At 64.9% G+C, this 20,200-nt stretch carries 23 protein-coding genes; 22 read left to right on the top strand and 1 reads right to left on the bottom strand.

The window, feature by feature from the left end:
* The 22 genes from CFE50_RS15555 (at position 1) to flhB (ending at position 19,580) form a co-directional block, all read left to right on the top strand.
* Positions 1-1,983: a polysaccharide biosynthesis protein gene (locus CFE50_RS15555; RefSeq protein ID WP_286734773.1), complete on the top strand. Its 1,983-nt coding sequence runs from the start codon at positions 1-3 to the stop codon at positions 1,981-1,983.
* Between the two features lie 221 nt (positions 1,984-2,204).
* Positions 2,205-3,269: a dTDP-glucose 4,6-dehydratase gene (rfbB, locus tag CFE50_RS15560; protein ID WP_027597984.1), complete on the top strand. Its 1,065-nt coding sequence runs from the start codon at positions 2,205-2,207 to the stop codon at positions 3,267-3,269.
* Positions 3,270-3,341: 72 nt separating this feature from the next.
* Positions 3,342-4,223, top strand: coding sequence for a glucose-1-phosphate thymidylyltransferase RfbA (gene rfbA, locus CFE50_RS15565; RefSeq protein WP_007160390.1), 882 nt, complete (start codon positions 3,342-3,344; stop codon positions 4,221-4,223).
* Positions 4,223-4,759, top strand: coding sequence for a dTDP-4-dehydrorhamnose 3,5-epimerase (gene rfbC, locus CFE50_RS15570; protein ID WP_007160389.1), 537 nt, complete (start codon positions 4,223-4,225; stop codon positions 4,757-4,759). Before rfbA ends, rfbC begins: the two co-directional genes overlap by 1 nt.
* A complete protein-coding gene (gene rfbD, locus CFE50_RS15575) occupies positions 4,756-5,670 on the top strand; it encodes a dTDP-4-dehydrorhamnose reductase (RefSeq protein WP_042132995.1) in 915 nt (304 codons plus the stop codon). Before rfbC ends, rfbD begins: the two co-directional genes overlap by 4 nt.
* Positions 5,671-5,729: 59 nt before the next feature.
* Entirely contained in the window at positions 5,730-6,032 is a 303-nt protein-coding gene (locus tag CFE50_RS15580) for a ComEA family DNA-binding protein (RefSeq protein WP_286734776.1), read from the top strand.
* A 144-nt stretch (positions 6,033-6,176) separates the two neighbouring features.
* Positions 6,177-6,518 (top strand): flagellar hook-basal body complex protein FliE, encoded by a 342-nt coding sequence (gene fliE, locus CFE50_RS15585; protein ID WP_007160386.1) that lies wholly within the window; start codon positions 6,177-6,179, stop codon positions 6,516-6,518.
* 14 nt (positions 6,519-6,532) lie between these two features.
* Positions 6,533-8,341 (top strand): flagellar basal-body MS-ring/collar protein FliF, encoded by a 1,809-nt coding sequence (gene fliF, locus CFE50_RS15590; RefSeq protein WP_027601686.1) that lies wholly within the window; start codon positions 6,533-6,535, stop codon positions 8,339-8,341.
* Positions 8,328-9,338 (top strand): flagellar motor switch protein FliG, encoded by a 1,011-nt coding sequence (gene fliG, locus CFE50_RS15595; protein ID WP_144959477.1) that lies wholly within the window; start codon positions 8,328-8,330, stop codon positions 9,336-9,338. The genes fliF and fliG overlap by 14 nt, the downstream gene beginning before the upstream one ends.
* A 67-nt stretch (positions 9,339-9,405) precedes the next feature.
* Positions 9,406-10,185, top strand: a complete 780-nt coding sequence (gene fliH, locus CFE50_RS15600) for a flagellar assembly protein FliH (protein WP_027597980.1) — start codon at positions 9,406-9,408, stop codon at positions 10,183-10,185.
* Positions 10,175-11,521 carry a flagellar protein export ATPase FliI gene (gene fliI, locus CFE50_RS15605; protein WP_027601688.1) on the top strand — a complete coding sequence of 449 codons (1,347 nt, stop codon included), beginning with the start codon at positions 10,175-10,177 and terminating at the stop codon, positions 11,519-11,521. Before fliH ends, fliI begins: the two co-directional genes overlap by 11 nt.
* A gap of 6 nt (positions 11,522-11,527) precedes the next feature.
* A complete protein-coding gene (gene fliJ, locus CFE50_RS15610) occupies positions 11,528-11,971 on the top strand; it encodes a flagellar export protein FliJ (protein WP_144959474.1) in 444 nt (147 codons plus the stop codon).
* A 46-nt stretch (positions 11,972-12,017) separates the two neighbouring features.
* Complete coding sequence (locus CFE50_RS15615; RefSeq protein WP_007160380.1) at positions 12,018-12,374, top strand: Hpt domain-containing protein; 357 nt, start codon at positions 12,018-12,020, stop codon at positions 12,372-12,374.
* A 77-nt stretch (positions 12,375-12,451) separates the two neighbouring features.
* The gene (locus tag CFE50_RS15620; RefSeq protein WP_286734777.1) at positions 12,452-13,855 is read left to right on the top strand and encodes a flagellar hook-length control protein FliK; all 1,404 of its coding nucleotides are present in this window, start codon (positions 12,452-12,454) and stop codon (positions 13,853-13,855) included.
* A gap of 119 nt (positions 13,856-13,974) precedes the next feature.
* The gene (fliL, locus tag CFE50_RS15625; RefSeq protein WP_027597975.1) at positions 13,975-14,496 is read left to right on the top strand and encodes a flagellar basal body-associated protein FliL; all 522 of its coding nucleotides are present in this window, start codon (positions 13,975-13,977) and stop codon (positions 14,494-14,496) included.
* A gap of 8 nt (positions 14,497-14,504) precedes the next feature.
* Positions 14,505-15,476, top strand: coding sequence for a flagellar motor switch protein FliM (fliM, locus tag CFE50_RS15630; RefSeq protein ID WP_007160377.1), 972 nt, complete (start codon positions 14,505-14,507; stop codon positions 15,474-15,476).
* A 56-nt stretch (positions 15,477-15,532) separates the two neighbouring features.
* The gene (gene fliN, locus CFE50_RS15635; protein ID WP_007160376.1) at positions 15,533-15,988 is read left to right on the top strand and encodes a flagellar motor switch protein FliN; all 456 of its coding nucleotides are present in this window, start codon (positions 15,533-15,535) and stop codon (positions 15,986-15,988) included.
* Positions 15,989-15,991: 3 nt separating this feature from the next.
* Positions 15,992-16,405 carry a flagellar biosynthetic protein FliO gene (gene fliO, locus CFE50_RS15640; protein WP_241809553.1) on the top strand — a complete coding sequence of 138 codons (414 nt, stop codon included), beginning with the start codon at positions 15,992-15,994 and terminating at the stop codon, positions 16,403-16,405.
* Positions 16,402-17,199, top strand: coding sequence for a flagellar type III secretion system pore protein FliP (gene fliP, locus CFE50_RS15645; protein ID WP_007160374.1), 798 nt, complete (start codon positions 16,402-16,404; stop codon positions 17,197-17,199). Before fliO ends, fliP begins: the two co-directional genes overlap by 4 nt.
* Positions 17,200-17,227: 28 nt before the next feature.
* Positions 17,228-17,497, top strand: coding sequence for a flagellar biosynthesis protein FliQ (gene fliQ, locus CFE50_RS15650; RefSeq protein WP_027597972.1), 270 nt, complete (start codon positions 17,228-17,230; stop codon positions 17,495-17,497).
* Between the two features lie 3 nt (positions 17,498-17,500).
* Positions 17,501-18,277, top strand: a complete 777-nt coding sequence (gene fliR / locus CFE50_RS15655; RefSeq protein ID WP_241809555.1) for a flagellar biosynthetic protein FliR — start codon at positions 17,501-17,503, stop codon at positions 18,275-18,277.
* Between the two features lie 154 nt (positions 18,278-18,431).
* Positions 18,432-19,580, top strand: coding sequence for a flagellar biosynthesis protein FlhB (gene flhB / locus CFE50_RS15660; RefSeq protein ID WP_007160371.1), 1,149 nt, complete (start codon positions 18,432-18,434; stop codon positions 19,578-19,580).
* Here flhB and sodC read toward each other — a convergent pair.
* Positions 19,573-20,100 (bottom strand): superoxide dismutase [Cu-Zn] SodC, encoded by a 528-nt coding sequence (gene sodC / locus CFE50_RS15665; protein ID WP_241809557.1) that lies wholly within the window; start codon positions 20,098-20,100, stop codon positions 19,573-19,575. The genes flhB and sodC overlap by 8 nt on opposite strands.
* Positions 20,101-20,200 lie beyond the last annotated feature (100 nt).

Consider the following 20,200-nt stretch of genomic DNA (forward strand, 5'->3'; position numbering starts at 1 on the left):
ATGTTGCGTGACCATCTGGTCAAGCTGAACCGGCGTACCAAGAGAGTCATCCAGGTCGCGGTCGACCTCCTGCTGATCTGGCTTTCGCTCTGGTTGGCCTTCTATCTGCGCCTGGGCTCCGTGCAGATGATCGAGCCTTTCAGCGGGCATGCCTGGCTGTTCATCACCGCGCCGGCCATCGCCATTCCCCTGTTCATCCGCTTCGGCATGTACCGCGCGGTCATGCGCTACCTGGGCAACGATGCCCTGATCGCCATCGCCAAGGCGGTGACGCTGTCGACACTGCTGCTGTCGGTGGTCATCTACTGGTATCGCGATCTACCGGAGATCGTCCCGCGCTCGATGATCTTCAACTACTGGATCGTCAGCCTGATCCTGATCGGCGGCCTGCGTCTCGCGCTGCGCCAGTACTTTCTGGGCGACTGGTATCGCGCCATCACGGTGCCCTTCATCAAGCAGCCGGACGAGCTGCCGCGGGTCGCCATCTATGGCGCCGGCTCGGCGGGCAACCAGCTGGTCGCGGCGCTGCGCATGGGTCGCGCCATGCGTCCGGTGGCCTTCATCGACGACGACAAGAGCATCGCCAATCGCATCATCGCCGGGCTCAAGGTCTACACCCCCAAGCACATCCAGCAGATGATCGACGAGACGGGTGCCGAAGAGATCCTCCTGGCGATTCCCTCTGCCACCCGGGCACGGCGGCGCGAGGTGCTCGGCCTGCTGGAACCCTATCCGCTGCACGTCAGAACCGTGCCGCGGATCAGCGACCTGGCCTGCGGCAAGGTACAGGTGGACGACCTCCAGGAGGTCGATATCGCCGACCTGCTGGGACGGGATCCGGTCACGCCCCGGCCCGAGCTGTTCGCGCGCTGCATCACCGGTCAGGTGGTGATGGTGACCGGGGCAGGGGGGTCCATCGGTTCCGAACTGTGCCGGCAGATCATCGGCCAGAAACCGCGCACCCTGATCCTGCTCGACCACGCCGAATTCAATCTCTACAGCATCCATCGCGAGCTGGACGCCCATCTCCAGCGCGAAGCCCTGCCGGTTACCCTGGTGCCGGTGCTGGGCTCCATCCGCAACGCTCCGCTGCTCCTGCAGGTGATGCGGCACTGGAAGGTGGCCACCCTCTACCATGCGGCGGCCTACAAGCACGTGCCCATGGTCGAGCACAACATCGCCGAAGGGTTCGGCAACAACGTCCTGGGGACCCTGAATGCCGCCCAGGCGGCCATCCAGGCCGGCGTCACCAGCTTCGTGCTGATCTCCACCGACAAGGCGGTACGGCCCACCAACATCATGGGCAGCACCAAGCGCCTGGCCGAGATGATCCTGCAGGCGCTCAGTCGCGAAGCGGCGCCCGTGCTGTACGGCCAGGCCGACGGTATCCACCAGGTCAATCGCACCCGCTTCACCATGGTGAGATTCGGCAACGTGCTGGGTTCGTCCGGTTCGGTCATCCCGCTGTTCCGCACGCAGATCCGCAAGGGCGGGCCGGTCACCGTCACCCATCCCAAGATCACCCGCTTCTTCATGACCATCACCGAGGCCGCTCAGCTGGTCATCCAGGCCGGCGCCATGGGCGAGGGCGGCGACGTCTTCGTGCTGGACATGGGCGAGCCGGTGCGCATCGTCGAGCTGGCCGAGCAGATGATCAAGCTGTCGGGTCTGAGCGTGCGTTCGCCGGCCAACCCTCATGGCGATGTCGCCATCGAGTTCACCGGCCTGCGCCCCGGCGAAAAGCTCTATGAAGAGTTGCTCATCGGTGACGACGTGAGTCCGACGTCCCATCCCAAGATCATGCGTGCGAGCGAAGACTTCCTGGCCTGGGAGGCCTTCCGAGCCGCCCTCGTCGAGCTCAGTCGCGCGATCGATGCGGGTGATTACCTCCGCGTCCGGCAACTGCTGCGGGACGTCGTCGCCGGCTATTCCCCCGAAGGCGATATCGTCGACTGGCTGCACGGCAAGCGATCCATCGAGTGATCCCGTCCACGCTTTCTTTCGGCCTGGATTTGAAGCCGAGCACAGAAGCGGCAGCCTCCCCCCGCTAGGCTGAACTTTCTTTTCCTGCCACTGTTTAACTCAGGTCTTTGGGTGCATAGCTGTAGCTGTGACCCGAGCCAGGGATGGCTGCGCCGTCCTCCGATGTCTCGCCCGCAGCGCCGGGCGCGATGATGTACAAATCGATATAGGCAGGATTCAGGATGAAGGTACTGGTAACAGGTGGCGCGGGTTTCATTGGTTCCGCCGTAGTACGTTTTCTTATCAACGAAACCCAATGCAAGGTTGCCAACGTCGACAAGCTGACGTACGCCGGTAACGTGGATTCCCTGGCCGAAGTCGCCGACTCCGACCGCTACGAATTCCACCAGGTGGACATTTGCGATTTCGCCGCGCTGCAGCAGGTCTTCACGTCCTTCCAGCCCGACGTGGTCATGCACCTGGCTGCCGAGTCCCACGTGGACCGCTCCATCGAGGGCCCTGCCGCCTTCATCCAGACCAACGTGGTCGGTACCGGCGTCATCCTGGAAGTGACCCGTGCCTACTGGAACGAGCTGGCGCCAGAAGCCAAGGCGGCCTTCCGGTTCCACCACATCTCCACCGACGAGGTATACGGCGACCTGCACGGCACCGACGACCTCTTCACCGAGACCACCCCCTATTCTCCGAGCTCGCCCTATTCGGCCAGCAAGGCCGGCAGCGACCATCTGGTGCGCGCCTGGGGCCGGACCTACGGCCTGCCGGTTCTGGTGACCAACTGCTCGAACAACTACGGCCCCTATCACTTCCCCGAGAAGCTGATCCCCCACGTCATTCTCAATGCCATCCATGGCAAGCCGCTGCCGATCTATGGCGACGGCTCCCAGGTGCGTGACTGGCTGTTCGTCGAAGACCATGCCCGCGCCCTCTACACCGTGGTGACCCAGGGCGAGGTCGGTGAGACCTACAACATCGGCGGTCACAACGAGAAGCGCAACCTGCAGGTCGTCGAGACCATCTGCGACCTGCTCGAAGAGCTGGCGCCGCAGAAGCCCGAGGGCGTCGAGCGCTATCGCGACCTGATCACCTTCGTCAAGGATCGTCCCGGTCACGACATGAGATACGCCATCGATGCCAGCAAGATCGGCCGCGAGCTGGGCTGGACGCCGGCAGAGACCTTCGAGACCGGCATGCGCAAGACCGTCACCTGGTACCTGAACAATCGCGAGTGGTGGCAGCGGGTGCTGTCCGGCGCCTACCGCCTCGAGCGTCTCGGCGAAGCCGTTTAACGATCCTATCGCGGACACGCCCGTGGGCGTGTCCGACCGACAGCAACAGTCAATTTTCAGAGGACGATTGCCATGAGCAAATACAAGGGAATTCTGCTGGCCGGTGGCTCCGGTACCCGTTTGCACCCCATTACCCTGGGCGTGTCCAAGCAGTCGCTGCCGATCTACGACAAACCCATGATCTACTATCCGCTGTCCGTGCTGATGCTGGCCGGTATCCAGGAAGTGCTGATCATCTCGACGCCTGCCGACCTGCCCGGCTTCCAGCGCATGCTCGGCGACGGCAGCCACTTCGGCATGCAGCTGAGCTATGCCGAGCAGCCCAGCCCGGACGGCCTGGCCCAGGCCTTCATCATCGGTCGCGAATTCGTCGGCGATGACAACGTCTGCCTGGTCCTCGGCGACAACATCTTCTACGGCCAGCGCTTCAGCGAGACGCTGCTCAAGGCCGCGAGCGTGGAGAAAGGCGCCACCGTGTTCGGCTACTACGTCGCCGACCCCGAGCGTTTCGGTGTGGTCGAGTTCGACGAGCAGGGCAAGGCCCTGAGCATCGAAGAGAAGCCCAAGAAGCCGAAGTCCAACTACGCCGTCACCGGTCTGTATTTCTACGACAACGACGTGCTGGATATCGCCGCCAACATCAAGCCGTCGCCCCGCGGCGAGCTGGAAATCACCGACGTCAACAACGAGTACCTGCGCCGCGGCTCGCTGAACGTCTCCCTGCTTGGCCGTGGTTTCGCCTGGCTGGATACCGGTACCCACGACGCCCTGCTGGAAGCCGGCCACTTCGTCCAGACCATCGAGAAGCGTCAGGGGCTGAAGGTCGCCTGCCTCGAGGAAATCGCCTTCCAGAAAGGCTGGATCACCTGCGAGCAGATGGCGCTGCAGGCCGAAGCCCTGAGCAAGACCGGTTATGGCCAGTACCTGGCGCGTCTGTGCAAGGAGCAGGACTGATGCAGGTCTTCGAAACCGCGATCCCGGACGTCAAGCTGATCGAACCCAAGGTCTTCGGTGACGACCGCGGCTTCTTCCTGGAATCCTTCCAGGCGGAGCGCTATGCCGAGCAGGCGGGGATCACCCTGGCGTTCGTGCAGGACAACCACTCGCGTTCCGCCCGCAACGTGCTGCGTGGCCTGCACTTCCAGCGCAGCAAGCCGCAAGGCAAGCTGGTGCGTGTCGTGCGTGGCGAAGTGCTGGACGTGGCCGTCGACATCCGTCGCGGTTCGCCCACCTTCGGCAACGTGGTCGCCGAGATCCTCTCGGAAGACAACAAGCGTCAGCTCTGGATACCGCCGGGTCTGGCCCACGGCTTCGTGGTGCTGTCGGAAACCGCTGATTTTGAATACAAGTGCACAGATTATTACGATCCCTCTGATGAAGGGTCTTTGATCTGGAATGATCCGGATCTGAATATCGACTGGCGGGTTACGGATCCCATCCTGTCCGCCAAAGATGCACAAGGCCTTCGATTGGCGGAGCTGTATAGATGAAGATACTGGTTACCGGAGCGAACGGTCAGGTCGGACGTTGTCTGACCGATCGTCTTCAGCGTTCAGAACTGGCATGGGAGGCCCATGGACGTGCCACTCTGGATATCGCTGACGAAGGCTCGGTAACCAGCCATCTCGAGCGATTCGCTCCCGACGTCGTGATCAACGCGGCCGCCTACACGGCGGTCGACAAGGCCGAGCAGGAGCCGGAGATCGCTGCCCGCGGCAATATCGAAGGCCCTGCGGTGCTTGCCCAGGCCTGCGGCGCCGCCGGCATCGCGCTGCTGCACCTGTCCACCGACTACGTGTTCGACGGCACCGCCACCGAACCCTATCAGGTCGAGGATCCGGTCAGCCCGTCCGGGGTCTACGGCATGACCAAGCTGGAAGGGGAGAATCGCGTGCTCTCCGCCTGCCCGCGCTCGGTGGTGCTGAGAACCGCCTGGGTGTTCAGCGAACACTGCAACAACTTCCTCAAGACCATGCTGCGGCTCGCTGCCGATCGCGACGAACTGCGGGTGGTGAGTGATCAGGTGGGTTGCCCGACCTACGCTGGCCATATCGCCGACGCCCTGCTGCAGATCGCCGCCCAGGCTCATGCTCAGCCTGAGCAGACCGCCTACGGCCTCTATCACTTCGGCGGTGACAGCGGCCTGAGCTGGTGCGACTTCGCGCGCTACATCATCGACGCCGGCCAGGAGCTGGGCATGCTGGAGCGGGCGCCGCTCATCACCGGCATCGCCACCTCCGAATTTCCGACCCTGGCCAAGCGTCCGGCCTATTCCATGCTGGATTCCAGCGCGCTGGAGCAGCGCTTCGGCATCCCGCCCAGCGACTGGCGCCAGGGCGTTCGCCAGACCCTGCTGGCGCTGCGGACCGAGCGTGCCCAGGCGGGCTCGCTGGTGAGTTGACCGCCTGACCCGTTGCGTTAAGCTCTGCGAATCAAACAGCGGAACACGGAGGTTCCTCTATGAGATTCGTCTGGATAGTCACCTTGCTCGCTCTGTTCGGCTCCTGGGCCAATGCCTGCGAGTCCGGCCCGGGGGCTGCAACCAAGCCAGCCTCGACGGCCAGCCTGGCGCCTCTGAACATCAATGTCGCCGACGCCACCGCGCTGCAAGGGCTGCGGGGGATAGGGGCCGTCAAGGCCCAGGCGATCGTCGACCATCGCCAAGCCCATGGCGCCTTTGCCTCGGTGGACGAGCTGCTCGAGGTCAAGGGGATCGGCAAGGCCCTGCTGCAGCGCAACCGCGACCGCCTCAGCGTCGAGTGATTTTCGGCAAACTTTAGTCAGTTCTCGGCACCTTTTTACCAAGCCATTGTTTTCGCTGGATTTTTAGGATCTGGCACAGGCATTGCTCTATCTCTGACACGAGTGGGTACGGCGTCAATTTCCCGTGCCAGAGGAGCAGAGCAAATGGTTCAAGGTGTCGAGTTCAATCGGTTGATGCTGGAAATGCGTTCCATGCAGACCGAAGCCATGGCCCGGTCGAAAGCCGTCGTAGCTCCGGCTGCCGGCGCGGAACAGGTCCAGGGTCCGAGCTTCGCCGACATGCTCAGCAAGGCCGTGGGCTCCGTCAACGAAACCCAGCAGACCGCCGGCGAGCTGGCCAAGGCCTTCGAGCTGGGTCAGGGCGGCGTCGACCTCACTCAAGTCATGATCGCTTCGCAGAAGGCTAGCGTCTCCGTGCAGGCCTTGACCCAGGTACGCAACAAGTTCGTGCAGGCGTACCAAGACATCATGCAAATGTCGATTTGAGGACGGTCTAGAAAATGGCTGACGCTCTTACCAACGCACCCGTCCCGACGACCCAACCTGCGGCTGAAGACAAGCCCAAGAAGTCGCTGCTGGGTCTCAGCTTTCTCGACAACCTGTCCGACATGCCGCTGCTGCGGCAGATGGGGCTGCTGATCGGCCTGGCCGCCAGCGTCGCCCTGGGTTTCGCCGTGGTGCTCTGGACCCAGCAGCCGGACTATCGGCCGCTGTACACCAGCATGAACGGTCTCGACGCCAACCAGGTGCTGCAGGCCCTGGGCGCGGCCGACATCGGCTACAAGGTCGATCCGAATTCCGGTGCCCTGCTGGTCAAGTCCGATGACCTCGGCCGGGCGCGCATGAAGATGGCCGCGGCCGGCATCACCGCCTCCGATGGCAACGTCGGCTTCGAGCTGCTGGACAAGGAGCAGCCGCTGGGCACCAGCCAGTTCATGGAAGCGGCCAACTACCGTCGCAGCCTGGAAGGCGAACTGGCCCGGACCATTTCCAGCCTCAACAACATCAAGGGCGCCCGGGTGCACCTGGCGATCCCGAAGAGTTCGGTGTTCGTTCGTGACGAGCGCAAGCCGAGCGCCTCGGTACTGGTAGAGATGTACCCTGGCCGTACCCTGGATGCCGGTCAGGTCATGGCCATCATCAACCTGGTCGCCACCAGCGTGCCGGAACTGGACAAGTCCCAGGTCACCATCGTCGACCAGAAGGGTCAGCTGCTGTCCGACCAGCAGAATCTTTCCGAGCTGTCGATCGCCGGCAAGCAACTGGACTACACCCGCAAGATGGAAGGCTCCCTGACCCAGCGCGTGCAGAACATCATGCAACCGGTGGTGGGCAATGGCCGCTTCAAGGCCGAGGTGGCCGCCGACGTGGACTTCAATGCCGTGGAGTCGACCTCCGAGCAGTTCAACCCGGATCAGCCGGCGCTGCGCAGCGAGCAACAGAACAGCGAGCAGCGTCAGACTTCCGGCGGCGGCGCCCAGGGCGTGCCGGGGGCCCTGTCCAACCAGCCGCCCGGTCCGTCCTCGACCCCGGAAAAGGCCGGTGCCCAGGGTGGCGGTGCGAACTACATCGCTCCCGGCCAGCCGCTGCGCGACGCCAATGACCAGTTCATCTACGACAGCAAGACCAGCCTGCCGGCGACCCTGCCGTACCCGACCGACAAGCGTGAGCAGAACACCCGCAACTACGAACTGGACCGCAGCATCAGCTACACCCGTCAGCAGCAGGGTCGTCTGCGTCGGCTTTCCGTCGCCGTGGTACTGGACGACCAGGTCAAGGTCGATGCTGCCGGCAAGGTCAGCCACCAGCCCTGGACCACCGAAGACCTGGCTCGCTTCACCCGTCTGGTGCAGGATGCTGTGGGCTTCGACGCCAGCCGTGGCGACAGCGTGAGCGTGATCAATGCGCCCTTCGCCCCGGTGCAGCAGGAAGAGATCGAGAGCATCCCCTTCTACCAGCAGCCCTGGTTCTGGGGTGTGGTCAAGCAGGCCCTCGGCGTCCTCTTCATCCTGGTGCTAGTCTTTGGGGTGCTGCGTCCGGTGCTGAAGAACCTGTCCGGCGGCAACACCAAGGACGCCGCTGCCCTGGCCGCTGCCGGTGGTGCCGGTGCCCTGGGTGCCGGTGGTCTGGATGGGCTGTCGGACGATCTGGCCGACGACAAGGTGAGCCTGGCCGGTCCTGCGCCGCTGTTGCTGCCCAGCCCCAGCGAGGGTTATGACGCTCAACTGACCGCCATCAAGCAGCTGGTCAACGATGATCCGGGCCGTGTCGCCCAGGTAGTGAAGGATTGGATCAATGGCGACGAATGACGCGCAACTTTCCAAGGTCGAGAAGGCCGCGATCTTCCTCCTGTCGCTGGGTGAGGCCGATGCCGCGCAGATCCTGCGCCACATGGGACCCAAGGAGGTACAGAAGGTCGGTACCGCCATGGCGCAGATGCGCAACGTCAACCGCGAGCAGGTCGAGCGGGTACTGGGCGACTTCATCGAGGTGGTGGGCGACCAGACCAGCCTGGGCGTGGGCGCCGACGGCTACATCCGCAAGATGCTCACCCAGGCCCTGGGCGAGGACAAGGCCAGCGGCCTGATCGACCGCATCCTGCTGGGCGGCAACACCAGCGGCCTGGACAGCCTGAAGTGGATGGAGCCGCGGGCGGTGGCGGACGTGATCCGCTACGAACACCCGCAGATCCAGGCCATCGTGGTGGCCTATCTGGACCCGGACCAGGCGGCCGAGGTGCTCGGTCACTTCGATCACAAGGTGCGCCTGGACATCGTCCTGCGCGTTTCCTCGCTGAACACCGTGCAACCGGCGGCGCTCAAGGAGCTGAACCTGATCCTGGAGAAGCAGTTCTCCGGCAGCGCCAGCACCACCCGTACCGCCCTGGGCGGCGTGAAGCGCGCCGCCGACATCATGAACTACCTGGACAGCTCGGTCGAAGGCCCGCTGATGGATGCGATCCGCGATGCGGACCAGGATCTGTCGGGGCAGATCGAGGACCTGATGTTCGTCTTCGACAACCTGTCCGATGTCGACGACCGCGGCATCCAGGCGCTCCTGCGCGAGGTGTCTTCCGATGTGCTGGTGCTGGCGCTCAAGGGCGCCGACGACGGCATCAAGGAGAAGTTCTTCCGCAACATGTCCAAGCGCGCGGCCGAGCTGCTGCGCGACGACCTGGAAGCCAAGGGGCCGGTGCGACTGTCCGAGGTAGAGGGCGCGCAGAAGGAGGTCCTCGCCGTCGCTCGTCGCATGGCCGATGCCGGCGAGATCGTTCTGGGCGGCAAGGGTGGCGAGGAAATGGTCTGACGGCTTGCCGGGGTTGGCCTGTGCTTTGCTAATGTCTGCTCAGTAGCGGTTTTCTGACGGACAGGTAATGAGCAAAGAAGCGGCGAGCGAACTGATCAGGGCGCGGGATCTGGAAGCCTTCGATGTCTGGCGACTGCCGGCCTTCGACAGTTTCGACGAGCCCGAGGAGATCCCTGCGCCCGCGGCGGCAGAGCCCGAGCCCCAGCCGGAGCCGCAGATCGAAGAGGTGCCGGTCGAAGAGGTCCAGCCGATCACCCTCGAAGAGCTGGAGGCGATCCGCCAGGAGGCCTACAACGAAGGCTTCGTCACCGGCGAGCGCGACGGCTACCACGCCGGTCAGCTCAAGGCGCGCCAGGAAGCCGAGGCGGCGCTGACCGCCCGGCTGGCCAGCCTGGAAACCCTGATGAGCCATCTGCTCGATCCCATCGGCGAACAGGACCAGGCCCTGGAAGCCGGGATGGTGCAGCTGGTCCGGCACATCACCCGGGAAGTCATCCAGCGCGAACTCACGCTAGACTCCAGTCAACTGGGTCAGGTGGTGCGCACGGCGTTGAAGCTGCTGCCCATGGGGGCCGAGAACATCCGCATCCAGGTCAGCCCCCAGGACTTCGAGCTGATGAAGGCCCTGCGTGATCGCCACGAGGAGAAATGGCGCATCCTCGAGGACGAGACCCTGATGCCTGGCGGCTGCCGGATCGAGACCGAGAGCAGTGTCATCGATGCCAGCATCGAGACCCGTCTGACCCAGGCTCTGACGCAGCTGGCCGAACAGCAGCGTCACCAGGCGACCCAGCCCCAGGAAGCCGATCTGCACATCGACATCGAGGATGCCCCTCATGCGTCTTGAGCGTCTGAGTTTCGAACGCCGCCTCGGCGGTTACGATGAAGCCATCCGAGTCGAACAGCAGCCGGTGATCGAAGGCCGCCTGTTGCGCATGGTCGGCCTGACCCTGGAAGCCGAGGGCCTGCGCGCCGCCGTCGGCAGCCGCTGCCGGCTGATCAATGGCGGTGGCTACCAGCCGGTGGAAGTTGAGGCCGAGGTGATGGGCTTCAACGGCAACAAGACCTTTCTCATGCCGGTGGGCAGCCTCGCCGGTATCGCGCCCGGCGCCCGGGTGGTGCCGGTGCCAGATACCGGCCGTCTGCCCATGGGTATGTCCATGCTCGGTCGCGTGCTGGATGGCTTGGGCAATGCCTTGGACGGCAAGGGCCGCATGCGTGCCGAAGACTGGGTGCCGATGGACGGCCCCACCATCAACCCGCTCAAGCGCGAGCCCATCAGCGAGCCCCTGGACGTCGGCATCCGCAGCATCAACGGTTTGTTGACGGTGGGTCGCGGCCAGCGTCTCGGCCTGTTCGCCGGCACCGGCGTGGGCAAGAGCGTGCTGCTCGGCATGATGACGCGGCTGACCAAGGCCGAAATCATCGTGGTCGGGCTGATCGGCGAACGGGGCCGCGAGGTGAAGGAATTCATCGAGCACATCCTGGGCGAGGAGGGCATCAAGCGGGCGGTGGTCGTGGCCTCGCCGGCGGACGATGCGCCCCTGCTGCGCCTGCGCGCGGCCATGTACTGCACCCGCATCGCCGAATACTTTCGCGACAAGGGCAAGAACGTGCTCCTGCTGATGGATTCCCTGACCCGCTATGCCCAGGCGCAGCGGGAGATCGCCCTGGCCATCGGCGAGCCGCCGGCGACCAAGGGCTATCCGCCGTCGGTGTTCGCCAAGCTGCCGCGGCTGGTGGAGCGGGCCGGCAATGCAGAAAAAGGTGGGGGTTCGATCACGGCGTTTTATACTGTGCTCTCGGAAGGCGACGATCAGCAGGATCCCATCGCCGACTCGGCGCGGGGCGTGCTGGATGGCCACTTCGTGCTGTCGCGGCGCCTGGCCGAGGAAGGCCACTATCCGGCGATCGACATCGAGGCCTCCATCAGCCGGGTCATGCCCCAGGTGGTCAGCCCGGAGCACCTGCGCAACGCTCAGCGCGTCAAGCAGCTCTGGTCGCTCTATCAGCAGGCCAAGGACCTGCTCAGCGTCGGTGCCTATGTGCCCGGCGGAAATGCCGAAACCGATCTGGCGATCGCCCGCTACGCCCCCATGCAGCATTTCCTGCGCCAGGGGCTGCGCGAGAGCGAATCGCTGGAGCAGAGCGCCGCCAATCTCCAAGCCGTGTTGGGAGGCTGATAGATCATGAAAGGCAGAGCCGAACGTCTGGGCCCGGTGGTGGAGATGAGCGAGCGCGACGAGCGTGACGCGGCCCAGCGCCTGGGGCAGTGCCAGCAGCAGCTGGCCCAGGCGGAGTTCAAGCTGGGCGAATTGCAGCGCTATCGCGAGGATTACCAGCAGCGCCTGGTGGCCAATGGCAGCCGCGGCGTCACCGGCCAGTGGCTGATCGGCTATCAGCGCTTTCTCAGCCAGCTGGAAGAGGCGATCGGCCAGCAGGAGCGCAACGCCCAGTGGCACCGCGACGTGGTGGCCAAGGCCCGCACCCAGTGGCAGGAGCGCTATGCTCGCCTCGAAGGCCTGCGCAAGCTGGTCGAGCGCTATCGCCAGGAGCAGCGCCTGGTCGAGGACAAGCGCGAACAGAAACAGATGGACGAATACGCCCAGCGGGCGCGCTCGACCTATATCTAGGCCGGGCCTTGCCCCTCGTCCCCCGTCTTAGCCAGTGAGAATGCCGATGTTTTCCTCCCACCTCGATCCGGAAACGCTCGCCGCCCTGCGCGACTGCATGGAGGAGGAGTACGTCGACCTCATCGAAACCTTTCTGGTCGATTGCGAAGAACGTATCGCCGAACTCAAGCGCAGCGTGATCGGTGGCGATGCCGAGCAGGTCCGCCAGCTGGCGCACAGCTTCAAGGGCAGTGCCGGCAACATGGGGGCCGCACCGCTGGCGGAGCTGTGTCGGGCCGTGGAAGAGGGCGCGCGGCGTCGGGCGACCACCGCCGAGCTGGCCATGGGGGTGTCCGCCATGGAGCGCGAATTCGCCATCGTTCGCATCCTGTTCAAGGTCGAGCGGCAACGCTACGCCGGCTGAGCTCGTCAAAGCGCTGACGTTTAGGGCTGGCGCGCAACTTGCTAGTGATCCGAAAACCCCGTCCTTCGGAGTCCTCCATGGCCGTCGTACCCGATTTCCTTCTGAACACCGCCACCTCGCCAGCCAGCACCGGCCGGGCGGCGGCCAAGACCCCTTCCCAGGATCGCCCGGCCGCGCAGGAGCGCTTCGCCGATGTCTTTGCCCAGGAGCAGCCGCGTAAGCCGGAGCGCAGCGAAAAGCCGCGTGACACCAGCGACAGCAAGGCCCCCAGCCAGGCGCGCAAGAGCGAATCCGGGCGTGCCCGTGATGGGGATGACCGGTTGAAACGCGCGGGCGATGATGACCGCACCGCGGACGCCAAGCCCGAGGCCGACAGCACCGCCAAGAGCGACGCGCCGTCGGCAACCACCGCCGACGACAGCGGCAAGACCTTGCCGGTGGCCCAGGGCGAAGACGCCAAGGCGCCGGTGGACGCAGTCCTGGATCCGCTGTTCATGTTCGGCATGACCGGCCAGTTCCCGCAGCCGGTAGCCACGCCTGTAACAACGCCTCAGTTGCCGACCGGGACGGCCGCGGACGCCGCAGCCACCGCCACTGCCCAGGCCCTGGATCCGGCGGCGCTGCTGGGCGCTGCCGTGGCAACCGTAGCCCAGACGACCACCCCGGGTATCGGCACGGGCGCCACGGCCACCCCGGCCAAGCCCGGCGAGCAGCAGACGGCAGACGATGGTCTGGCACAGCTGCTGGGCCAGGTGCCCCAGGTCCAGGGTGACGCCGCCAAGGCGGCCACTAACGCCAACAACCTGGCGGCCACCCAGCTGCAACGGCTGTTGCCGGCGGATGGTACACCCGCTCAGGCAGCGGATCAGGCAGCCAGTGCGGCCCTGGCCGCGACCCTGGACAAGGGCGATGGTCAGGACGCGGCGGCCCCGAGCAAGACCGATGCCTTCGCCGACAAGCTCACCGCCCTGTCGCAGGCGCTCAGCAGTCCGGCGCAGACCGCTCGTCCGGTCACCGCTACCGTGCCGGGCCAGCCGCTCAGTCCCCAGGCCGGCAACTTCAGCGAGGCGGTGGTCGACAAGGTCATGTGGATGTCCAGCCAGAATCTCAAGACCGCCGACATCCAGATGGAGCCAGCGCAACTGGGCAAGCTGGAGGTGCGCATCGACATGACCCAGGACCAGACCCAGGTCACCTTCGCCAGTCCCCACGCCGACGTGCGCGAGGCGCTGGACAACGGCAGTCAGCGTCTGCGGGAGCTCTTCGCCCAGCAGGGCATGAACCTGGCCAACGTCAACGTCTCCGACCAGTCGTCCGGCCAGGCCTGGCAGCAGTCCCAGCAGGGCGCTCAGCACGAGGGCTCGCGTCGGGGTCGCGGGGGTGTCGCAGGGGATGGCGCGGACGAAGCGGTGGCGAACGTCGCCGAAACCCGCGGCTCGGCGACCCTCGCCGCGCGCAGTCTGGTCGATTACTACGCCTGACAGGCCAACGGCTCCCAGGTGACAGCCTGGGCCGCACCTGCTATATCCCCTTCGTATCAATAGGTTAGCTGCGTCACCCAACAGGGGTGACGAGCCGCACAGGATTCGGTCGAACACTTATGGCGAAGAAGCAGGCGCCCGCGGCAGAGGGCGCAGCCGCGGAAGGCAAGGGCAAGGGCAAGCTCAAACTCATCATCATCATCGTCGTGGCCCTGCTGCTGGTCATCGGCGCCTCGGTGGGGGCGACCTGGTTCCTGCTCGGCAAGAAGAGCGCCGAGCCCGAGCACGCCGCGCCGGCCGCTCCGGCGGCACCGGTGCATCTGGCCGCGGTCTACCAGGCGCTGGTGCCGGCCTTCGTGGTCAACTACAACGCCGACGGTCGCCAGCGCTACATGCAGGTCACGGTGACCCTGATGGGGCGCGACCAGGCGCAGATGGATGCGCTCAAGGCGCAACTGCCGCAGGTCCGCAACCAACTGGTGATGCTGTTTTCCGGGCAGGACTTCAATAGCCTGCTGACGCCGGTGGGCAAGGAGATGCTGCGCCAGCAGGCCACCAGCAAGGTTCAGGAGCTGGCGAAGAAACTGACCGGCCAGACCGCCATCGAACAGGTATTGTTCACCAATCTCGTCCTGCAATAGGTAACGCCATGGCCGTGCAAGATCTGCTCTCTCAGGATGAAATCGATGCCCTGCTGCACGGGGTCGACGATGGCATCGTCGAGACCGAGACCGATGCCGAGCCGGGCACCATCAAGGGCTATGACCTCACCAGCCAGGATCGCATCGTCCGCGGACGCATGCCGACCCTGGAGATGATCAACGAACGCTTCGCCCGCTATACCCGGGTCAGCATGTTCAACCTGCTGCGGCGCTCGGCGGACGTTTCCGTGGGTGGGGTGCAGGTCACCAAGTTCGGCGAGTACATCCACTCGCTGTACGTGCCCACCAGCCTCAACATGGTCAAGATGAAACCCCTGCGCGGTACCGCGCTGTTCATCCTCGACGCTCGCCTGGTATTCAAGCTGGTGGACAACTTCTTTGGCGGCGACGGGCGTCACGCCAAGATCGAAGGCCGCGAATTCACCCCCACCGAGTTGCGCGTGGTGCGCATGGTGCTCGACCAGTGCTTCATCGATCTCAAGGAAGCCTGGGGCGCCATGCTCGACTGCCAGTTCGAGTACATGAACTCCGAGGTCAACCCGGCGCTGGCCAACATCGTCAGCCCCAGCGAAGTGGTGGTGGTGAGCACCTTCAACATCGAACTGGATGGTGGGGGCGGCGAATTGCACGTGACCATGCCCTATTCGATGATCGAGCCGATCCGCGAGATGCTCGACGCCGGCTTCCAGTCGGACGTGGACGACCAGGATGAACGCTGGGTCAAGGCCCTGCGCGAGGACCTGCTCGATGTGCGCGTGCCCCTGGAGGCGACGGTTGTCCGGCGCCAACTCAAACTCCGCGATATCCTCAACATGCAGCCCGGCGATGTTATTCCGGTGGAAATGCCCGAGGAGATGCTCATGCGCGCCAATGGCATGCCCACCTTCAAGGTCAAGATGGGCGCGCGCAAGGGCAATCTGGCCCTGCAGATTCTCGAACCGGTCAGCCGCGGCCGCTGAGCGACAACCGTTTTTTCCGTCCGGGCCCGGGCCCGGCGTAGCACGAGACCCAGACGATGGCAGACAACCCCGAAGAACAAGCCCTGGCGGACGAGTGGGCCGCGGCCCTGGCCGAAGCCGGAGACGCCAGTCAGGACGACATCGACGCCCTGATGGCCCAGGGTACCCAGGTCGAAGCCCCCAAGCCGCCCAAGGCGCCGGTGGAAGAATTTGGTCAGAGCAGTGGGGGTTTGGCAGTGAGCGGCATGGAAGGGCCCAACCTGGATGTGATCCTGGACATCCCGGTGACCATCTCCATGGAGGTCGGCCATACCGACATCTCCATCCGCAACCTGCTGCAACTCAACCAGGGCTCGGTCATCGAGCTCGACCGTCTGGCTGGCGAGCCGCTGGACGTGCTGGTGAATGGTACGCTGATCGCCCATGGTGAAGTGGTGGTGGTGAACGAGAAGTTCGGGATCCGCCTGACCGACGTCATCAGCCCCACGGAACGTATCAAGAAGCTGCGGTGATCCATGAAGAGTCTGCTCCTGCCGCTGGGTCTCCTGCCCCTGACCGCGCGTGCCGCCGAAGCCACCTCGCCGGGGCTGGATGTGGGGGCGCAGGTCGGCCAGTTGCTGCTCGGTCTGCTGCTGGTGATCGCGCTGATTCTCGGCCTGGCCTGGCTGGTGCGCCGGGTGCAGCAGCAGGGTCCACGCGGCCAGCAGGTGATCAAGGTCATCTCCACCCAGCACCTGGGCCCGCGCGAGCGGCTGGTGCTGGTTCAGGTTGGCCAGGAGCAGTTGCTGATCGGCGTCGCCGGCGGACGGATCACGCCGCTGCACAGCCTGCGCGAGCCGGTGCGAGCGGGCGAGACGGAAGCGCCGGCGCCGGAATTCGCCCAGCGCCTGCTGGAACTCATCAGCCGCGATCCCAAGGCGAAACCATGATCTCTTCGCGTCTCCCGGCCAACCTCGGGCGCACCCTGGGCTGGCTGCTGGGCCTGGCCGTGCTGCTGTTCGCGCCCCTGGCGCTGGCGCAGCAGGCCGGTCAGGCCAATCCGCTGTCGATCCCGGCCATCACCCTGAGCACCAATGGCCAGGGGCAGCAGGAGTATTCGGTCAGCCTGCAGATCCTGCTGATCATGACGGCGCTGAGCTTCATCCCGGCGTTCGTCATGCTGATGACCAGCTTCACCCGCATCGTCATCGTCTTCGCCATCCTGCGCCAGGCGCTGGGCCTGCAGACCACGCCGTCCAACCAGGTGCTGGTGGGCATGGCACTGTTTCTCTCGCTGTTCATCATGGCGCCGGTGTTCGATCGCATCAACACCACCGCCGTGCAGCCCTATCTGAACGAACAACTCAGTGCCCAGGACGCCATCGCCCGGGCGCAGGTGCCGATGAAGGACTTCATGCTGGGGCAGACCCGGCAATCGGACCTGGACCTGTTCATGCGGCTGTCCAAGCGCACCGACATTCCCAGCGCCGACCAGGCGCCCCTGTCGATCCTGGTGCCGGCCTTTGTCACCTCCGAACTCAAGACCGCCTTCCAGATTGGCTTCATGATCTTCATTCCCTTCCTGGTCATCGACCTGGTGATCGCCAGCGTGCTCATGGCCATGGGCATGATGATGCTGTCGCCGATGATCATCTCCCTGCCGTTCAAGCTGATGCTGTTCGTGCTGGTGGATGGCTGGGCGCTGATCATGGGTACCCTGGCCAGCAGCTTCGGCACCGTCTAGCGGTGCCCCCTTCGCGTGGAGAAGCGAAATGACCCCTGAAGTCGCCGTCGATCTGTTCCGCCAGGGTCTCTGGCTTACCGCGCTGCTGGTGGCGGTGCTGGTGGTGCCGAGTCTGATCGTCGGTCTGATCGTGGCGGTCTTCCAGGCGGCGACCCAGATCAACGAGCAGACCCTGAGCTTTCTGCCGCGGCTGATCGTCACCCTGTTGACGCTGATCGTGCTGGGGCCCTGGATGGTCCGGCAGCTGATGGAGTTCATCCAGACCTCGGTCGCCAACATCCCGCGGCTGATCGGCTAACCCATGCTCGCCCTCAGCGACGCCCAGATCGGCGGCTGGGTCGGCAGCTTCCTGTTTCCGCTGTTTCGCATCGCCGCGCTGCTGATGACCATGCCGATCATCGGCACCACCCTGGTCCCGGTGCGGGTGCGCCTGTACCTGGCCCTGGCCCTGAGCCTGGTGCTGGTGCCGACCCTGCCGCCGATGCCGCAGGTGGACGCCATCAGTCCCCAGGCGCTGCCGCTGATCGTCGAGCAGATCCTCATCGGCGCGGTGATGGGGTTCAGCCTGCAGCTGTTCTTCCATGTCTTCGTGGTGGCGGGGCAGATCATCTCGACCCAGGCGGGCCTGAGCTTCGCGTCCATGATCGACCCGGTCAACGGCGCCTCGGCCCCGGTCATGGGCCAGTTCTTCACCATGCTGGTGACGCTGCTGTTCCTGGCCATGAACGGCCATCTGGTGGTGTTCGAGATCCTCGCGGAAAGCTTCGTCACCCTGCCGGTGGGCGATACCCTGAGCGTCGAACACTTCTGGCAGGTCGCCGGGCGACTGGGCTGGGTCATGGGCGCCGGCATCCTGCTGGTGCTGCCGGCCATCACCGCGCTGCTGGTGGTCAACATCGCCTTTGGCATCATGACCCGCGCCGCGCCGCAGCTGAACATCTTTTCCGTCGGCATGCCGCTGATCGTGGTGCTGGGCATGGTCATCGTCTGGCTGGGCACCGCCGACATCCTCTCCCACTATGAAAGTCTCGCCAGCGAGGCGCTGCAGTGGCTGCGCGAACTCGCCCGAGCCCGCTAGGTTCTGTACGAAAATGCCTGCGCTCGGTGATGCTTCGTTGGAAAAGGCTTCGGAATGCTCATTTACCGGTCGTAAACTCCGCTTCCTCAGCCTTTTTCGCCTCGCCTGACCTTCGCTCGGCGACTTTTCGTACAGAACCTAGGAGGGCTATCGCATGGCTGAATCCGATGGCGAAGACCGTACAGAAGACCCCACAGAGAAACGCAAGCGTGATTCCCGGGAGGAGGGGCAGCTCCCGCGATCACGCGAACTCGGCACGGTGGCGGTCATGCTTTCGGGGGTCGGCGGCCTGCTGATGTATGGCGCCTTCCTGGGCGGCAAGCTGCTGGAGGTGATGCGCAGCAACTTCTCCCTGCGGCGCGAGGAGGTCATGGACGAACGCTTCATGGGCACCTTCCTGCTGGCCTCGGGCAAGGCGGCGATGATCGGGATGCTGCCGATGATCGCCTTGGTGGTGATCGCTGCCATCGTTGGCCATATCGCCCTGGGCGGCTTCCTGTTTTCCGGCAAGATGCTGGCGCCCAAGCCGAGCCGGATGAATCCCATGTCCGGCATCGCCCGGATGTTTTCCAAGAATTCCCTGGTGGAATTGCTCAAGGCCCTGGGCAAGTTCTTCATCATCCTCGGCGTGTCGGTGCTGGTGCTGATGAGCGAGCGCACGGCGCTGCTGCAGATCGCCAAGCTGCCGACCGAGCAGGCGCTGCTGCACAGCATGCAGGTGGTGGGGCATGCCACCCTGCTGCTGGCCCTGGGGCTGCTGATCATCGCCGCGGTGGACGTGCCCTTCCAGATCTTCAGTAATCGCAAGAAGCTGATGATGACCAAGCAGGAGATCAAGGACGAATACAAGGACGCCGAGGGCAAGCCCGAGGTCAAGGGCAAGATCCGCCAGATGCAGCGGCAGATGGCCCAGCGTCGGATGATGGCCGAGGTGCCCAATGCCGATGTGGTCATCACCAACCCGACCCACTTCGCCGTGGCGCTCAAGTACGACGCGGCCAAGGGCGGGGCGCCGGTGCTGGTGGCCAAGGGCAGCGATTTCACCGCGCTGAAGATCCGCGAGATCGCCCAGGAGCACCAGGTCTCGCTGCTGGAATCGCCAGGGCTGGCGCGGGCGGTGTATTTCTCCACCGAGGTGGATCAGGAGATTCCGGCCGGACTCTATGTGGCCGTGGCCCAGGTCCTGGCCTATGTCTATCAGCTCAGGCAATTCCGGGCCGGACGCGGGCGCAAGCCCAAGTTGTCCGATCTGCCCATCCCGCCGGATCTGCGGCGGGATGAGGAGGGGAAGGCGCCTACTTGATGACGCCGCAAGCGACGCGTGCGCCGCCACCGCCCAGCGGCTTGGGCTGGTCGGAGTAATTGTCGCCACCGGCATGCACCATCAGCGCATGGCCCTTGAGCTCTTCCAGGCGCTTCAGGCGGGGCGCCAGCACCGGCTGGGTGGCCTGACCGTCGGCGGTCACATAGAGCGCCGGCAATTCGCCCAAATGGCCGTCGTCCGACCAGGGCGCGCTGTGCTTGCCGGTGTTGCGCGGATCCAGATGGCCGCCCGCCGCGCCGCCGGCGGTCAGGGTGCCATTCACCTCGGCCGCGCCGCAGTTGGGCTTGGTGTGGACGTGGAAGCCATGGATGCCGGGCTCCAGGCCCTTGAGATCCGGCGTGAAGACCAGGCCGTACTTGGAGCGGGTCACCTGCACGTTGCCGACGCTTTCGCCCACCCCATCGGTCGTGACCTTGTTCAGCGGGATCGTCAGGGATTCGGCTGCCTGGGCGGTACCGACCAGGCAGGTGGCCAACAGCGTCGCGGTCCAGATTTTCATGGCGATGTTCCTCGGATAGGCGCGCTAGCGCGGGTCCCTAGACAGACTCATGGCTTCCGCCCACGGTTCAGCCGACGCGTCCGGCGATCCGTAACCAGTC

The sequence above is a fragment of the Pseudomonas sp. PGPPP4 genome (genome assembly GCF_002256045.1).
Lineage (GTDB): Bacteria > Pseudomonadota > Gammaproteobacteria > Pseudomonadales > Pseudomonadaceae > Chryseomonas > Chryseomonas oryzihabitans.

Coding starts and splice junctions, on each gene's coding strand:
- fliM (WP_007160377.1), top strand. CDS start 14,505: ATGGCCGTGCAAGATCTGCTCTCTCAGGATGAAATCGATGCCCTGCTG.
- fliN (WP_007160376.1), top strand. CDS start 15,533: ATGGCAGACAACCCCGAAGAACAAGCCCTGGCGGACGAGTGGGCCGCG.
- rfbA (WP_007160390.1), top strand. CDS start 3,342: ATGAGCAAATACAAGGGAATTCTGCTGGCCGGTGGCTCCGGTACCCGT.
- rfbC (WP_007160389.1), top strand. CDS start 4,223: ATGCAGGTCTTCGAAACCGCGATCCCGGACGTCAAGCTGATCGAACCC.
- fliI (WP_027601688.1), top strand. CDS start 10,175: ATGCGTCTTGAGCGTCTGAGTTTCGAACGCCGCCTCGGCGGTTACGAT.
- fliP (WP_007160374.1), top strand. CDS start 16,402: ATGATCTCTTCGCGTCTCCCGGCCAACCTCGGGCGCACCCTGGGCTGG.
- CFE50_RS15620 (WP_286734777.1), top strand. CDS start 12,452: ATGGCCGTCGTACCCGATTTCCTTCTGAACACCGCCACCTCGCCAGCC.
- fliE (WP_007160386.1), top strand. CDS start 6,177: ATGGTTCAAGGTGTCGAGTTCAATCGGTTGATGCTGGAAATGCGTTCC.
- rfbB (WP_027597984.1), top strand. CDS start 2,205: ATGAAGGTACTGGTAACAGGTGGCGCGGGTTTCATTGGTTCCGCCGTA.
- flhB (WP_007160371.1), top strand. CDS start 18,432: ATGGCTGAATCCGATGGCGAAGACCGTACAGAAGACCCCACAGAGAAA.
- CFE50_RS15580 (WP_286734776.1), top strand. CDS start 5,730: ATGAGATTCGTCTGGATAGTCACCTTGCTCGCTCTGTTCGGCTCCTGG.
- fliF (WP_027601686.1), top strand. CDS start 6,533: ATGGCTGACGCTCTTACCAACGCACCCGTCCCGACGACCCAACCTGCG.
- fliQ (WP_027597972.1), top strand. CDS start 17,228: ATGACCCCTGAAGTCGCCGTCGATCTGTTCCGCCAGGGTCTCTGGCTT.
- sodC (WP_241809557.1), bottom strand. CDS start 20,100: ATGAAAATCTGGACCGCGACGCTGTTGGCCACCTGCCTGGTCGGTACC.
- rfbD (WP_042132995.1), top strand. CDS start 4,756: ATGAAGATACTGGTTACCGGAGCGAACGGTCAGGTCGGACGTTGTCTG.
- fliG (WP_144959477.1), top strand. CDS start 8,328: ATGGCGACGAATGACGCGCAACTTTCCAAGGTCGAGAAGGCCGCGATC.
- fliL (WP_027597975.1), top strand. CDS start 13,975: ATGGCGAAGAAGCAGGCGCCCGCGGCAGAGGGCGCAGCCGCGGAAGGC.
- fliJ (WP_144959474.1), top strand. CDS start 11,528: ATGAAAGGCAGAGCCGAACGTCTGGGCCCGGTGGTGGAGATGAGCGAG.
- CFE50_RS15615 (WP_007160380.1), top strand. CDS start 12,018: ATGTTTTCCTCCCACCTCGATCCGGAAACGCTCGCCGCCCTGCGCGAC.
- fliR (WP_241809555.1), top strand. CDS start 17,501: ATGCTCGCCCTCAGCGACGCCCAGATCGGCGGCTGGGTCGGCAGCTTC.
- CFE50_RS15555 (WP_286734773.1), top strand. CDS start 1: ATGTTGCGTGACCATCTGGTCAAGCTGAACCGGCGTACCAAGAGAGTC.
- fliH (WP_027597980.1), top strand. CDS start 9,406: ATGAGCAAAGAAGCGGCGAGCGAACTGATCAGGGCGCGGGATCTGGAA.
- fliO (WP_241809553.1), top strand. CDS start 15,992: ATGAAGAGTCTGCTCCTGCCGCTGGGTCTCCTGCCCCTGACCGCGCGT.